This window comes from Halobacillus sp. ABA4_118, from assembly GCF_056160205.1.
Genome location: NZ_JBSWWS010000001.1, coordinates 2,886,824 through 2,901,479 on the forward strand (window position 1 = coordinate 2,886,824; position 14,656 = coordinate 2,901,479).

The 14,656-nt window shown below is 47.5% G+C and carries 16 protein-coding genes and 1 pseudogene; 15 read left to right on the forward strand and 2 right to left on the reverse strand.

The window, feature by feature from the left end; translation table 11 throughout:
• Positions 1-137 precede the first annotated feature (137 nt).
• The 13 genes and pseudogenes from ACXAGL_RS14585 to ACXAGL_RS14645 all read left to right on the forward strand — a co-directional run bounded on the left by ACXAGL_RS14585 (position 138) and on the right by ACXAGL_RS14645 (position 11,462).
• Positions 138-905 carry a PAS domain S-box protein gene (locus tag ACXAGL_RS14585; protein ID WP_474968067.1) on the forward strand — a complete coding sequence of 256 codons (768 nt, stop codon included), beginning with the start codon at positions 138-140 and terminating at the stop codon, positions 903-905.
• 74 nt (positions 906-979) lie between these two features.
• Entirely contained in the window at positions 980-1,381 is a 402-nt protein-coding gene (locus tag ACXAGL_RS14590) for a hypothetical protein (protein WP_474968068.1), read from the forward strand.
• A gap of 104 nt (positions 1,382-1,485) precedes the next feature.
• Positions 1,486-2,592, forward strand: a complete 1,107-nt coding sequence (locus tag ACXAGL_RS14595) for an NADH:flavin oxidoreductase (RefSeq protein WP_474991553.1) — start codon at positions 1,486-1,488, stop codon at positions 2,590-2,592.
• Between the two features lie 321 nt (positions 2,593-2,913).
• On the forward strand, positions 2,914-3,396 hold the full coding sequence (gene rraA, locus ACXAGL_RS14600) for a ribonuclease E activity regulator RraA (RefSeq protein WP_474991555.1): 483 nt from the start codon (positions 2,914-2,916) through the stop codon (positions 3,394-3,396).
• Positions 3,397-3,464: 68 nt separating this feature from the next.
• A complete protein-coding gene (locus ACXAGL_RS14605) occupies positions 3,465-3,653 on the forward strand; it encodes a hypothetical protein (RefSeq protein WP_474991557.1) in 189 nt (62 codons plus the stop codon).
• A gap of 252 nt (positions 3,654-3,905) precedes the next feature.
• A complete protein-coding gene (locus tag ACXAGL_RS14610; RefSeq protein ID WP_474971720.1) occupies positions 3,906-4,907 on the forward strand; it encodes an aldo/keto reductase in 1,002 nt (333 codons plus the stop codon).
• Positions 4,908-5,046: 139 nt separating this feature from the next.
• A complete protein-coding gene (locus ACXAGL_RS14615) occupies positions 5,047-6,090 on the forward strand; it encodes a zinc-binding dehydrogenase (RefSeq protein WP_474991559.1) in 1,044 nt (347 codons plus the stop codon).
• Between the two features lie 108 nt (positions 6,091-6,198).
• A complete protein-coding gene (locus tag ACXAGL_RS14620) occupies positions 6,199-6,738 on the forward strand; it encodes a hypothetical protein (protein WP_474991561.1) in 540 nt (179 codons plus the stop codon).
• A gap of 571 nt (positions 6,739-7,309) precedes the next feature.
• Positions 7,310-8,257: a cytochrome aa3 quinol oxidase subunit II gene (gene qoxA / locus ACXAGL_RS14625; RefSeq protein WP_474968075.1), complete on the forward strand. Its 948-nt coding sequence runs from the start codon at positions 7,310-7,312 to the stop codon at positions 8,255-8,257.
• Between the two features lie 24 nt (positions 8,258-8,281).
• A pseudogene (gene qoxB, locus ACXAGL_RS14630) lies at positions 8,282-10,226 on the forward strand (cytochrome aa3 quinol oxidase subunit I).
• Between the two features lies 1 nt (position 10,227).
• On the forward strand, positions 10,228-10,833 hold the full coding sequence (qoxC, locus tag ACXAGL_RS14635) for a cytochrome aa3 quinol oxidase subunit III (protein WP_474968077.1): 606 nt from the start codon (positions 10,228-10,230) through the stop codon (positions 10,831-10,833).
• A gap of 1 nt (position 10,834) precedes the next feature.
• A complete protein-coding gene (gene qoxD / locus ACXAGL_RS14640; RefSeq protein WP_474968078.1) occupies positions 10,835-11,218 on the forward strand; it encodes a cytochrome aa3 quinol oxidase subunit IV in 384 nt (127 codons plus the stop codon).
• 25 nt (positions 11,219-11,243) lie between these two features.
• Positions 11,244-11,462: a cytochrome C oxidase subunit IV family protein gene (locus tag ACXAGL_RS14645; protein ID WP_474968079.1), complete on the forward strand. Its 219-nt coding sequence runs from the start codon at positions 11,244-11,246 to the stop codon at positions 11,460-11,462.
• Positions 11,463-11,489: 27 nt separating this feature from the next.
• Here the strand turns inward: ACXAGL_RS14645 and ACXAGL_RS14650 are convergent, their stop codons facing one another.
• Both ACXAGL_RS14650 and ACXAGL_RS14655 read right to left on the reverse strand, forming a co-directional pair.
• Positions 11,490-11,786: a hypothetical protein gene (locus ACXAGL_RS14650; protein WP_027953750.1), complete on the reverse strand. Its 297-nt coding sequence runs from the start codon at positions 11,784-11,786 to the stop codon at positions 11,490-11,492.
• A 239-nt stretch (positions 11,787-12,025) separates the two neighbouring features.
• On the reverse strand, positions 12,026-13,429 hold the full coding sequence (locus tag ACXAGL_RS14655) for a cell wall-binding repeat-containing protein (protein WP_474991563.1): 1,404 nt from the start codon (positions 13,427-13,429) through the stop codon (positions 12,026-12,028).
• Positions 13,430-13,701: 272 nt separating this feature from the next.
• Here ACXAGL_RS14655 and ACXAGL_RS14660 point away from each other — a divergent pair, with 272 nt between their 5' ends.
• Together ACXAGL_RS14660 and ACXAGL_RS14665 are read left to right on the forward strand one after the other, a co-directional pair.
• A complete protein-coding gene (locus ACXAGL_RS14660) occupies positions 13,702-14,259 on the forward strand; it encodes a GNAT family N-acetyltransferase (RefSeq protein WP_027953751.1) in 558 nt (185 codons plus the stop codon).
• 19 nt (positions 14,260-14,278) lie between these two features.
• On the forward strand, positions 14,279-14,626 hold the full coding sequence (locus ACXAGL_RS14665; protein ID WP_474968081.1) for a VOC family protein: 348 nt from the start codon (positions 14,279-14,281) through the stop codon (positions 14,624-14,626).
• Positions 14,627-14,656: the final 30 nt, after the last annotated feature.

Below are 14,656 nucleotides of genomic sequence, written 5' to 3' on the forward strand. Positions count from 1 at the left end.
AATAAAAGATTCTGTTTGAAAGACGCTTGTCTGAGGACATGTTAGAATAAAAGAAGAAGCAGCATCATAGAGACCTCCCATTTTCATCTGGTTGGATCGACAGACAGGACCCTGTCTGACTGCAAGGAGGACGAAACATGATTGAAAGCATCGTTGACGTGGATTACAAAGAAGTGATGGAGTATTCGCTCGATCCATTGATCATTCACACAGATTACAAGATTATCTACATAAACAAGGCAGCTGAAAAGCTGTTTCAAACAACGAAAGAAGAGGTGACGGGGAGCAGTCCGCTGGATATTTTCCAGGAAACGTCCAAAGGGGCCATCCAGAACCGGATTCTTTCGGCTTATGAGAAACCGGCCGATGTGATTGAGGAGACAGTGTACCGGATGGACGGAACGCCTGTACCTGTCGAATTATACTGCCACCCTGTCAAAATGGGAGAGCGCAGAGCCATTCAATCCTATATCCGTGATATTACCGAAAGAAAGGCTATCGAGGAGAAGCATCAGGCAGTCGTGAAGGAAATTAACGAATTATCCGCCACCATCGTACCGATAATGAATGAGACAGCTGTGCTTCCCCTGACAGGGAAAATCGATCAGGAAAAAGCCGGACAGATTCTGGCTGTCATTCCTGAGAAGGTGCAGATGCAGAAACTGAATCATTTAATCATTGATTTTTCCGGAATATATACGTTCGATCGTGTTGTCATCGATTCATTGTTTAAAATCAACCGCGTGCTTTCGCTTCTCGGTGTCAAAACGATTGTTACAGGACTGCGTCCCGAAATGGCCATAGAAGCCGCTCGCATGCACATGGATTTATCGGAAATTCCGGCCATGGCGGATGTGAAAGGAGCCCTTTCCCATCTCGGTATCCATTCCACACAGTCATCATGAATGTGGGTGAAAAGTGAAGGACCTTGGTACCATCGGGGTCCTTTTTTTATTGTAATGTGGAAGGAGGACATACAGTGGAAAACCGAAAACGAACGAACCAACCACCTAAAGGAGTTGTGCGTGGCGTTCTTCTGTTAGGCACCGCTCTCCTATTATCCATAATTCGTGGAGTGACAGGGCTGGATTCAGCTGGACTTGGAGAGGGTTACATGCCTTTGCTGATCGGGGGATTCCTTCTGTTTCTATCATTCAGCCTGTTTCTGCTTTGGAAGATCTACCAAGGGAGGGAATGGGCCAGAATCACTCATCTCGGATTGTTTACCTTCAGTCTAATCAGCAGCATGGGAGAGACCGTTACGTGGTTCGATTCCGCTCCTTCCTTCTTCTGGCTGTACGTTATGGAGACGCTTCTCGTCATTGGGGGCTTTGTGCTGTTGTTTCAGCGGAGGTCGTCCCATTGGTTTATGAAGGAATAAGGTGAGTCCATCGGCTCATGTTTACCGGTCTCAAAACGTATCGCTTTTGTTTGTCCTTTTCCTCTGCAATAATAACTAGCAGAGAAAAAGGAGGAGGAAAGATAATGACAAACAATGTTCCAACATCTGTCCAACCATTATTCGAAAAATTCAATAGTGATCAGCTAGAACTTGCAAACCGGACCGTTATGGCCCCGATGACGCGTGGATTTTCCCCGGGCGGTGTACCGAATGAGGAAGTCGCCGCCTATTACCGCCGCCGTGCGGAAAACCATGTCGGTTTGATTGTCACAGAAGGTACAGGGATCGGTCATCCGGCCTCTGTATCCGGAGAAAACATTCCTCTTTTCTACGGCGAAGAAGCGCTGGAAGGCTGGGAAAATGTCGTGAAGGAAGTACACGAAGCCGGCGGTAAAATCGCACCGCAGCTCTGGCATGTGGGCATGACCCGTAATGAAGGCGACCTTCCGAATCCGGAAGCCGCTGCTGTCGGCCCGTCCGGTCTGAATCTGGATGGGGAGAAAATCAACGAACCCCTCACAACGGAAGAAGTGGAAGATCTTGTAGAAGCCTATGCGGCCGCTGCCGGCCATGCGAAACGTATCGGCTTTGATGCGATTGAAATCCACGGCGCCCACGGCTATTTGATTGACCAGTTTTTCTGGGAACAGACCAATAAGCGTTCAGACCGCTTCGGTGGAGATCTTGTGGGACGCACCCAGTTCGCGGTGGAGATCGTAGAAGCCTGCCGACGTGAAGTCGGTCCGGATTTCCCGATCATTTTCCGCTTCTCCCAATGGAAGATGAATGATTTCCAAGCGAAACTTGTAGAAACACCGGAGGAGCTGGAGCAGTTCCTGAACCCGCTCGTTGAAGCCGGCGTGGATATTTTCCACTGCTCCACCCGCCGTTTCTGGGAGCCGGAATTTGAAGGCTCTGATTTGAACCTTGCTGGATGGACGAAGAAAATCACAGGCAAACCGGTTATTTCCGTCGGTTCTGTCGGACTTGATGGTGTTTTCACATCCTTCACCAGCACAGAGACTTCAAGCCTTGATGGATTGATGGAGAAACTGAAGAACGATGAATTCGATCTTGTAGCGATCGGCCGTTCCCTGCTTCATGACCCGGCATGGGTGAAGAAGGTGGAAGAAGGTCGTTCCGATGAACTGAAGCCGTTCGATAAAGAAGCTCTTGGTAAACTCTATTAATATCGTAGAAAAGCAGGTATGGAATTTCCGTGCCTGTTTTTTTTGATGGTCTAAATAGGAATGATCATCCAGTGGAACAGCCCCGATGGCTGATCACGTGCCGCTTATCGATGGATGCTCCCTCGTGACTTCATCCAATGAGGCGTTTAAGAAAAAGGATTATTTATTAAATAAGGCCCTGATTTTTCTCTTGCAAAATTATAGGCTCATCCATTGTTATCCTCCCTGCCCCCCCCCTGGGTAGAGAAGGATAATAGAGGTGGAGAGGCGAATGGTTTGTATAGGCGTTTTCTATACTTTCCCTTTGAAGGAGGAAGATCAATGGAAGTGAAGACAGCAGACTTATGTGATGACTATCCGGACAAGCTTCGCATAGCCTCCCCCGGATTAAAAAGCTTTGGCAGGAAGAAAAGCTTTCATGGCCCAATTTCCACAGTTCAGGTGAAGGATGACAATGTGCTCGTGAGAAAGGCGCTTGAAACCATCCCTTCAGGAAATGTATTGGTCGTCGACGGCATGGGCTCGCAGAACTGCGCCCTTATGGGAGGGAATCTAGCCGCTATCGCTGAGAAGAGGAACCTGGCGGGGATCATTATTCACGGGTACATAAGGGATTCGCTCGAAGTGGCAGACACAGATGTCGGCGTTCTTGCTCTCGGAACTTTTCCGTTGAAAAGCAAAAAGGAAGGCAAGGGAGAGGAGAATATTCCTTTAACTTTTGGGAACGTCGTCTGGCATCCGGGGGAGTATGCGTACGTGGATGAAGACGGAGTCGTTCTTGCAGAAGAAAAGCTCCATGATTGATTCATAGGGTTGTCCATGTATAAAAAGCTATCATTCTGTCTAACCTTCTAGTAGAAAGGGTGATGGTGATGCAGTATATGGAGAAAACGAATCAAGTAATGCTCGAGCTGATATCCGGAGAACGCCTGTCATTTGGAAACTTTTCCTACGAAGAAGACAGATTTACAGACGGAAGAAATACAATTCCTGAATGGGAAGTCCGTCAATTTGTTCTCAACTATTTTCTGACACTGGAAAACTTAAAAATTAACGCGTAAAGCTGCTGATGAGGCGAAGAGACGAAGAGTTTCCAGTTGGAGAGATACTCCGTGTTATTCCTGGAAAAAGTAGTCTGAGTCCGTACCCGCAGCATACATTCTCGTATGAGCAGAATGTGACCATGAATACAGTGATACTTTTGAAAAAAACTTCTGACAGGGTTAGAAGTTTTTTTGTTTTCTAAGAGTTTCCATGTTTGGAAAAGAGAGAGATGGGTTAATGGTTCCCATAAAAAGGAAGGGGGCTCACTTATGAAAAAAGTGAAGCTTGGCCGCAGTGAAGTGGAAGCTACCCGCATCGCTCTTGGAACATGGGCCATCGGCGGCACCGGATGGGGCGGTACGAACGAGGACGAATCCATCCAGACGATCCAGGCCGCTTTGAGTAAGGGCATCACGACGATAGATACGGCACCGGCTTATGGGAAAGGGTTGGCGGAAGAGCTTGTAGGAAAAGCCATCGCCTGTTCACACGTTCCGAGAGATGAACTGGTCCTTGCTACAAAAGGCGGGGTGGATTGGACGAGGGAAGGCAGCTGGCGGGACAGCCGTCCGGATCAACTGGAGCAGGAACTTGAAAACAGCATGAAGCGGCTGCAGACGGATTATCTTGATATCTATCAGGTCCACTGGCCGGATCCGGATTTTCCTATCAAGGAAACAGCGGAAAAGATGCGGTCGTTTTATGAATCCGGCTTGATCAGAGCGATTGGTGTGAGCAATTTCAGTCCGGAGCAGATGGACGAGTGGCAGAATTACGCTCCCATCCATACCGCCCAGATGCATTTGAATCTGCTGCAGCGCTATCTTATCGACTGGTTCGAATACAGTCACAATCATGAAATTGCCACCCTTTCCTGGGGATCGCTTGCTCATGGAATGTTGACAGGAAAGTTTGGCGAAAATGCTTCTTTTCCTCGAAGTGACCTAAGGAGTCATATTGAGCTCTTTCAAGGGGACCGTTTTCCACAGCTGATTGAAGCTGTAGAGTCCTTAGGGGCATTTGCATCTAAACGCGGGCACAGCCTCATTGCATTAGCGGTCCGCTGGCTGCTGGATCATAAGCCTGGTGCCGATGTAGTCTTGTGGGGAGCGCGGAAACCGTCCCAGCTGGAAAGAGTAGAAGAGGTGGATGACTTCCAGCTTTCCCGGGAGGAATTGTTGATGATAGACGAAATGTTGTCCAGCTATACGAATGATCTGCGAAATGGATCACTGAAAGAGTATGGTCCGCCTGTACGGTCTGAAATATAAGTGGCAATGGATAGAGCAGGGAATTTTATAGTCCTTCCTGCTCTTATTCGTGTATACCGAACGGTTTAACTGGATAATTTTTTTCAGATTGCTTATCCTGTACATAGAGAACAAAAGAGTTGAAGGAGGTCATTCATAGATGAAAGCCATGCAGGTCACAGGTTATGGTGGTATCGAAATGCTTGAAGAAAAAGAGGTGCCTGTTCCAGAACCGAAATCTGGTGAAGTTCTTATAAAGGTGAAAGCGTGTGCCATTAACAATACGGAAATCTGGATGAGGGAAGGGGCATACGGACAGGGCAGCCAATCCGGCTGGCGCCCGGAAGGTGTTCAGTTCCCGAGGACTCCAGGATCGGACATTACGGGTACGGTCGTAAAAACGGGAGATGGGGTGGAAGCTTCCCTTGAAGGAGAGAATGTCGTATTATTCCCGTTCACATCGAGCGGAAAAGAAGGACTGGAGCACATCTCAGAGGATATGTCCTTTATCGGCTCTGAATATGACGGGGGATATGCGGAGTATGTCGCCTGGCCGGCTGAACTTTGTATGCCGATGCCGTTGGAGGATTTCACGGAGAGTGCGGTCTTCTCCGTCAGTGGATTAACGGCTTGGCATATGGTTGAACAGATTCAAATCAAGCCCGGTGAAAAAGTGATGGTGACGGGAGCCAATGGCGGCGTTGGATCTTTGAATGTCCAGATTGCTTCCCAGGTATTTGGAGCAGAGGTGATCGGTGTTGTGGGAAACCTTGATAAAGCAGACCAATTGAAAGAACTGGGTGCTTCTCATGTCGTTTCCTATAAATCTGCTAACCTTGATGAGGATATCCTTGAAGCCGCCGGCGGTCCGATCGATGCTGTGCTTGATGTGGTTGGAGATGCCTTATTCTCGACTTCGCTCCAAGTGTTGAAAAAGGGCGGACGCTTCTGCACATCCGGTTCTGCAGGCGGTCAAAAGACAGAGCTCGATTTCCGTACGCTCTATTTGAAACACATTACGATGTATGGCTCTGTGCTCGGAACAAGAGAGGAATTCAAGAAGATGCTGAAAGCGATATCGGAAGGTAAATTAAAACCCGTGATCGAGCGCACCTTCCCGCTTACAGAGGCGAAGGAAGCCCAGCAATTCTTTAAGGAAGCTGGAAAGCTCGGAAAAATCGTCCTGCTGCCGGAAGATAAATAAGCGTAGAAAGCCGGAACCTTAAGTGGTCCGGCTTTTTCTTTTGTTACACAGGGAATTTTACCCATATATGATAAAATGAGTCATAAACAAGGCAAGGAGGAGAGTGGATTGAAACAGGTGTATACGATCGTGCTCCTCGTTCTGCTCTTCAGTATTTCAGCAGGATGCAGCAAAGGGGAGTCCGTCCAGGAGGGGAAAGAAAAGTCTTTTTCGTCTGAGAAAGAAGCGGTTGAACATTTTCTTGATGAACACCCTGGAAGTGATGTGGAATCCATTGTGACGACGGTCGGTGAAAAATTGTGGGTCACACGTTCAGCCAATCACGCGTACAGCATCTTCGGTATGAAAGAAGAAAGGGGAAACTATGCAGTCGTACGGATTTCCGCCCAATCATCCTTTCATAATACAATCGGTGGAAAAGCGGAAGTCACGTCTCCTCAAGGAACAGATTATACGGTGTCGTTCGTGAAAAAAGGGAAAAGGGATGAACTCGCAGGAGCGGTGACAGCTTCATATTTTACCATCTTTAATGGCGGGGCAGAGGCCGCTGTACATGAGGGACACGTTCTGGATACGCAGGATCCTCATAGAGTAGAGAGTGCGGTGCAGTCGTCTGTGGCCATACAAATGAAGGAATCTGCAAAATGAGTGAGGGAAACGGCTTCCGGTGAGGAGGCTTTTTTTATGACTCCAAAAACCGATTCAGATACGTGGACTGCCGATAAATAGTAGAGAATTGTCGAAAGATGTGATTAGATGATAGGTAGAAGGATGCAAAGTTGCTTTAAGGACATGTTCAGGAGTTTGAGAAGCAGACAGAAAGGCAATAGATTCCCAGACCGTTAATGGGCAAGTTCAGCACCCAGAGGAAAGGAGGCATCATGAACGGCTTCTGCTGATTACTCTATACATCATGACGGACCCCTGTCGAAGTGAGTCGGCACATCTTTAACAGCAGTTTACAAAATCTGCTTCTCTTCAAGGGGAATGCAGGTTTTTTGTATGTAAATATGACTATTATTTCCTTATATTTCCTTGAAAGCGTCTAACTTGTGTCGATTTATTAACAATGTCTTGACTCTTCTTTGACAAAATCGTGAACGGTTGTTTGCATTTTTGTAATTTCTGATATAATTTATCAAGCGTTATGATCTATAAGAACAATATAGATTCTTAGTTTCATACTTATATAGGTTGGTTGATAGGAGGGTGAAAACTAATGAAAGCTAAGCATCTTCGTAAAAGATGGTTAGGGCTGCTTCCACTTGGATTGATTTTGTTCCTTAGTGGGTGTGGGCAGCTTGAGATGACAGTGCTCGATCCCAAGGGGCCTGCAGCAGAAAGTCAATATGAACTGATTAAATATTCTCTTTGGTTTATGTTAGGCATCATCGTTGTCGTATTCGCTCTTTTTGCGTTCATGGTCATTAAATATCGTGAGAATCGTCCCGGACGTAAAGAAAGCGATTATGCTCCGAATCTGCACGGCAATACCACGATTGAGATTATCTGGACTGTCATTCCGTTAATCATCGTTATTCTACTGTCGATTCCGACAGTGACAACATTGTTTGACCTGGAGAAACCTGCAGAGCCTGCAGAAGGGGAAGAGGCTAAAGAGCCGCTTGTCATTCATGCAACCACAGCCGACTGGAAATGGTTCTTCAGCTACCCTGAAGAAGACATTGAGACAGTCAACTATCTGCACATTCCAGTGGATCGTCCGATCGAATTCCATTTGACATCCGCGGATTCCATGACAGCCTTGTGGATTCCTGCTCTAGGCGGGCAGAAATACAACATGGCGGGCATGATGAACATTCTTTATCTGGAAGCTGACGAAGAAGGCGTCTATGACGGACGTAACTCCAACTTCAACGGCGAAGGGTTCGCTGCTCAGACGTTCAAAGTCCACGCAGAACCTGAAGAAGACTTTAATACCTGGGTCAGTGGCATCCAGAATGAAGCCCCTGAGCTGTCCAAAGAACAGTATGAGGAGCTTCTGAAGCCGGGCTTGACGGAAAAAGATGCTTATTCATCCACTCACCTGGAGTACTATGATCATGGTACTCATGAGGGAATGGGCTTTGTAGCCGAAAACTATGCAGAACTCTTTAAAGAGAAACTGCACCTGGATGAAATTGAAAAACAGGAAGAATTTCAATAGAACGTTAAGAAAGCAGGTGAAAACATGGGCATTACAGATATATTAGTCACCGGTGAGCCGATTATATATGCCGCCATGGTCTCCATAGCGCTTGTATCCATCGCCATTCCTGTCCTATTAATCTTACTTTAAGAAGTGGGGCTGGCTCTGGCGTGAATGGCTGACGACCGTTGACCACAAAAAAATCGGTGTCATGTACATTCTCAGTGCATTGCTGATGTTATTCCGCGGCGGTATGGACGCCCTGATGATGCGTGTCCAGCTCGCTTTTCCAGATTTGGGATTCCTCGATTCCCAGCACTATAACGAAATTTTCACAACGCACGGAACGGTCATGATCATTTTCATGGCGATGCCGTTCCTGATCGGTTTGATGAACATTGTTGTTCCATTGCAGATCGGAGCCCGTGACTTCGCGTTTCCTTGGTTGAACGCCATGAGTTTCTGGTCCTTCTTCATTGGAGCGATGCTCTTTAACATTTCCTTCGTCATCGGTGGATCACCAGATGCCGGTTGGACAAGCTACACACCACTTTCCGGTGCGGCACTAAGCCCGGGACCGGGTCAGAACTTCTACCTGATGGGACTGCAGCTATCCGGTATTGGTACACTGGCAACGGGAATTAACTTGATGGTAACCATCCTTAAGATGCGTGCTCCTGGAATGAAGCTGTTCCATATGCCGATCTTTACATGGTCCACTCTTGTCACATGTTTCATTATCGTATTTGCGTTTCCGATCCTGACCGTTGCGCTTGCACTTCTTACGATCGATCGTATCTTCGGAGCTCACTTCTTCACGCTGACAGCGGAAGGACTTCCGATGATGTGGGCCAACTTGTTCTGGATGTGGGGCCACCCTGAGGTTTATATCGTTATCCTTCCGGCTTTCGGTATCTTCTCAGAAATCATTGCCACATTCGCGAAGAAGCGTTTGTTCGGTTATCACGCGATGGTCTGGTCGATGATCATCATTGCTCTGTTAAGTTTCCTTGTATGGGTGCACCACTTCTTTACAATGGGAGCCGGAGCCTTTGTTAACTCTGTATTCTCTGTATCTACGATGCTGATCGCAGTGCCGACAGGGGTTAAAATCTTTAACTGGCTTGCGACGCTGTATAAATCGAAAATTGAGTTTACGGTTCCGATGCTTTGGTCTCTGGCCTTTATTCCGAGTTTCATTCTCGGCGGGGTTACAGGGGTTATGCTCGGAATGGCCGCAGCGGACTATCAGTTCCATAACTCGTACTTCCTTGTGGCGCACTTCCACTATGTACTGATCGCGGGTACAGTCTTTGCCTGCTTCGCGGGTCTTGTATTCTGGTATCCGAAGATGTTCGGTCACAAGATGAACGAACGACTTGGAAAATGGGCATTCTGGATCTTCTTCTTCGGGTTCCACGTCTGCTTCTTCCCGCAGTACTTCCTTGGTCTTGACGGAATGCCGCGCCGCCTGTTCATTACGAACGTCGTCGAGTGGCTGCCATTGAACGTCATTTCCACCGTCGGAGCATTCGGAATGGGACTTGGGTTCATCGTCTTTGTCTACAACGTTTACTACAGCTTCCGTCATGCGGAACGCGAAAAAACAGGAGATTCCTGGAACGGGAATGGCCGTACGCTCGAATGGGCGACAACGACGCCGGTACCATTCTACAACTTCGCTACCGTGCCTTACGTGGATGAAATCGATCCTTACGTACGCATGAAAGAAGAAGGTAAGACAACATTTGACGAATCACAGCTGAAGCCGATTCACATGCCGAGCTACAAAGCAACGCCGATCATTATGATGGCGTTCCTCGGACTTGCAAGCTTTGGTCTTGTATTCGAATGGATGCCAGTAGCCATCTTTGGTCTGATCGGTGGAGTCGCTGTTATGATTCTCCGCTCCTTCGACTATGATGACGGCTATTACGTATCTGTAGAAGAAATCAAACGCATTGAGCGAAAAGCAAGGGGGTTATGATATGGCTGCTGAAGAACTGAAAACCGGACCATTGGAATACCGGACTCAGGAAGGACGCATGACCATTCTTGGCTTCTGGATATTCCTTGCCGCAGAAGTTGTCCTGTTTGCGACACTTTTTGCGACGTATGCCGTGTTGTTCGGCCGTACAGGTGATGCGCCGACACCCATGGAACTATTTGAGCCGGGCATTGTCCTTGTCATGACCTTCCTGCTTCTAACGAGTAGTTTTACCTGCGGTCTGGCCATTCACCAGATGCGCAGAGGGAATGTCAAAGGCCTGATGACGTGGATGATCGTCACACTCGCACTTGGCTTTGGATTCCTCGGCTTTGAAATATACGAGTTTGTACACTATGTGCATGAAGGAGCCAGCTTAACGTCCAGTGCTTACTGGTCTGGATTCTTCGTCCTTGCCGGAACACACGGGCTTCACGTAACGCTTGGTACCGGCTGGGCCATCCTGCTGCTCATACAGATTGCAAGACGCGGTCTGACGAATGTAACGAGCCGCAAATTCTTTATCATCAGTCTTTACTGGCACTTCCTTGATGTTATCTGGATCTTCATTTTCACATGCGTATACCTCATAGGGATGGTGATCTAAGATGGCAAAAACAGATAAGAAAGTACCTATGAATCACGTTATCGGTTTTGCATTGTCCCTCATTATGACACTGCTTGCTGCCTGGGCGGTCATTCAATCCGACCTGCCTGTCACTTGGGTGATCGTGTTCATCATGGTTCTCGCGTTACTACAGGCGGGCGTCCAGTTGTTCATGTTCATGCACATGACTGAAAAGGAAAGCGGCGGTGGGGCGGTTCCATGGAACATGATGTTCCACGGATTCGCTCTTGCGGCTATCCTTGTAGCCGGCTCCCTCTTTACGATGTCATTCGGGTTTGACCACGGCGATCATGGCGATCACGGGGGAGAGCACGAAGAACACATGGAGATGGATGATAGTGAAGGAGACCACAGCGGTCACTAAAATACACATACGGGGGTGAGAAGGAATGGAAAAGAGAGATGAGATCAATCAGGAAGAAGCCAGGGTCAGCCATTGGCCCTGGAAGGACCTGGTTGGGTTTATCCTATGTATTGCATTAACAGCATTTTCGCTGACAGCGGTCTTGTATTCCTCTTACCAGCCCACGTATGTATTTATGATTCTGACCGGACTGGCGTTTACACAAGCGATGATTCAGCTTGTGAAACTCCAGCCCGGGCATTAAAAAAAAGACACGCCTCTTCCTGACGTATCAGGAAGGGAGCGTGTCTTTTTCTTTGGCGAGATTTGCCTGATATCCGGGGCTTTGTTCAACCGTAGCAATGATGAACAGGATCCAGGCGATTTGTGATCCGATCAGACCCGCGTAAAACATGGACCACGTAACGGAAAAGGCTGCGGGAGCCGTGTATAGGATGATTTGGAAGTAGTACACCCACATCCCGACGAGCAGGACGGATTGGGCAACTGCAAGAGCCGGCTTTTTCAACTGTAAGAATAAAAATGGCGTAACGGTAGACAATAGAAGGAACATGACTAATACACCCACGATATTCATCTCCTTTTCATTCTGTAGATGTTGAAAACGTTTTCTTTATATTTATATTGTAACAGAAAGTTCTCATTTTGGACACAAAATGTTCGAATTTATTTCAAAAAAAGGCTTGCGCCCTTATTATACGGTGGTTGGGGAGGATTTATACATGGAGAATCCGTGATAAAAAGCAGAAAAGCCGCCGGGGATATCCACGGCAGCCTTGTTATCCGGTGGCATCCACCGAAAAGATTTTAGTCAAACAGATCCCAAATATCGTCTTCCACATGTGCACTGACCGCACCTGTACCCCCGAGAATGGTGAACATCAATGTATCATTCTGCTTCACATAAGCTTTGACGGTGGGATCCAGCTTCGTTTTTGGAGTAAGCAGAAGAGGAGTGCCATAAGAAAGGACAGAGCCCGATAACGCATCAGCGAAGTGGTCCCCTGTAGCGATCGTCACTTGGAACGGATCAAGGTCAAAATAGTCAGCAATGGCGACGGAAGTATCGTAGCGGTTTTTACCGGATATACGATCTGGATCAGGAAGCTGCTTGAACACGTTTGAACCGACTGCACCTGTGCCACCGACGACAAAAGAAGTGTCATAAGACTTCAGCGCCTCAGCCGTCGCCTTCGGAAGACGGTCTTTTTCCGTTAATAGAATCGGCATCATGTACATGGAAGCGACAGGCCCCATGGCTAAAGCATCCGGGAAGTTGCGTCCATAGGCAACAATGACTTCATCTGTTGGAGGAAGTTCATCAGCGATAGCCGCCGCTGTCGCATACCGGTCTTTACCCGCGATACGGTCGACGTCCATACCAAGCTGCTTCAAGGATTTTTCTACTTGTTTAGAAACCGCTCCCGTTCCTCCAAGAATGGTCACAGATTTCGTATTCAGTAATTGGAGCGTGGATTTCGTAATGTCAGGAAGGCTGTTCTGCTTTGTTAACAGAATCGGAGCCGCATACATAGAAGCCAGAGGCGATCCGGCCAAAGCGTCCGGGAAATCCTGTCCAGTCGCAAGGATAACGTGTTCGACCGGGTAGCCGCCGCTGCTTCGGGCTGCGATGAACGCAGAGGTTTCATATCGGTCCTTTCCGGCAATGCGCTCGATGTAAGGCTCTTCTTCATACACGTAAGAGTAAAGGTAATACATGTCCCCGCTGTTCACATTTTTCAGGTCGGAAGCCTCCAGATAATAGGTGCCTGGCTGCAGGTAATAATCTCCGAAGTATCCGAATTCATCCGTCCATTCATCGAAAGCGTCCATTTTCTTTTGTTTTTCATCGTAAACAGTGATGTTCAAGTCCATCTTTGTTTCTTCCTCTGTATGAATAGAAAGGCCGATGTTTACTTCTTCATCGCCGTCAATGGTCAGCTTATAAAGGTCTTTGTCTTTGTTTGTGAATGTCCCGGTGACAAGATCATCTGTGGAGATCTTATTGGCCTGGGTAAAGGTATTATTGGGTTCCTTTTCTTGGATAAAACCCCAATCCTCATCATTTGTACCCAGAAGCCGGATTTCATTAAGGTTCGGTTTTTCAACCTCCGTCCCCTTTTTCGATGTATCCACCGCTGCCTCTGCGGAAGGTGCGAATAGTGTGGCTGCAAGTAATAGTGCTGCTGTCAATCCCCATGTTTTTTTCAATTCGTTCGTTTCTCCTCTGCCCCATTTTATTCGTGCTTTTTGTACAGGTCACTCAAGGTCCATCGTTTCAGGCTTCACCTTCCATTTCTTAACACTAATAGTATTATATAGGAATAGATAAGAAAAGGGTATCTATTTTATCTGCCAGAATTCGACAAGGACATGAACTTGACAGATCTTTTATTGAACAATACGGTTTAGTTTGAAATAATAAGGAAGAAGACAATCCTAAGTAAAACACTGGTACGGACATGGAAAGGAAGCGTAATTTTTTGACACAGACAAACGAAGAAACCCTGTATCTCGCTAAAGCAACGAAACAAGATATAGCTGACTTATACTACTGGTCATTCATTGAGGAGCGGCAGGAAGCGAAGGAATGGAATGCTCCCTATATAGAGGAGAAGAAAATGAACCTGGATGAATATGAAGTGCTCTGGCAGAAAGAGCTTGCTCCAGGAATACCGGACGGCCTCGTTCTAAGAATGGACGACCACGTCATCGGCTATGTGGGGTCCTACTGGCTGGACCGCCAGTCCGGCTGGCTGGAGACAGGTATCGTTATCTTTGACTCGCGGTATTGGAACGGAGGGTACGGTTCCTTCGCCTATGAGAAGTGGATCGAATACATCTTTGAAAATACATCCATCCACCGCCTCGGCATGTCGACATGGTCGGGGAATACACGGATGATCCGGGTGGCTGAGAAAACCGGGATGATTGAGGAAGCCAGAGTGAGACAGGCCCGTCTCGTTGATGGAGAATATTACGATGCAGTGAAAATGGGGATGCTCCGCTCGGAATGGGAAGCCTTCCGCCGTAAGCCGTAAATAATAAAGGGGGAGACCAATGAAACATCGTATCCATACATGCTTTATTCATCTGGTATATTTTGATCGGACGAAGGAATGGTATAAACGTGTGCTGCCTTTTGACATTCAGGAAGAAGGAGATGGGTACTTGACGTTTGATTTGGAAGGAACCGGCCTTGTCCTGCTCCAGGCACAGACAGACGCAATACGGCCGCTGCCTTATGCTCCTTTTTTTCTGGAAACGGAAAATATTGAAGAGACGTACCGGGAGTTAAAAGCAAAAGGAGTCAAAGTCGATGAAGTGGAGTCCTTCGGAGGTTCCATCTATGGCTGTCACTTTTACGATCCGGAAGGGAATCAGCTTTTAACCTGTTCGGTCGAATAAAAAAGAACCGGGACTGAGTACAGTCCCGGT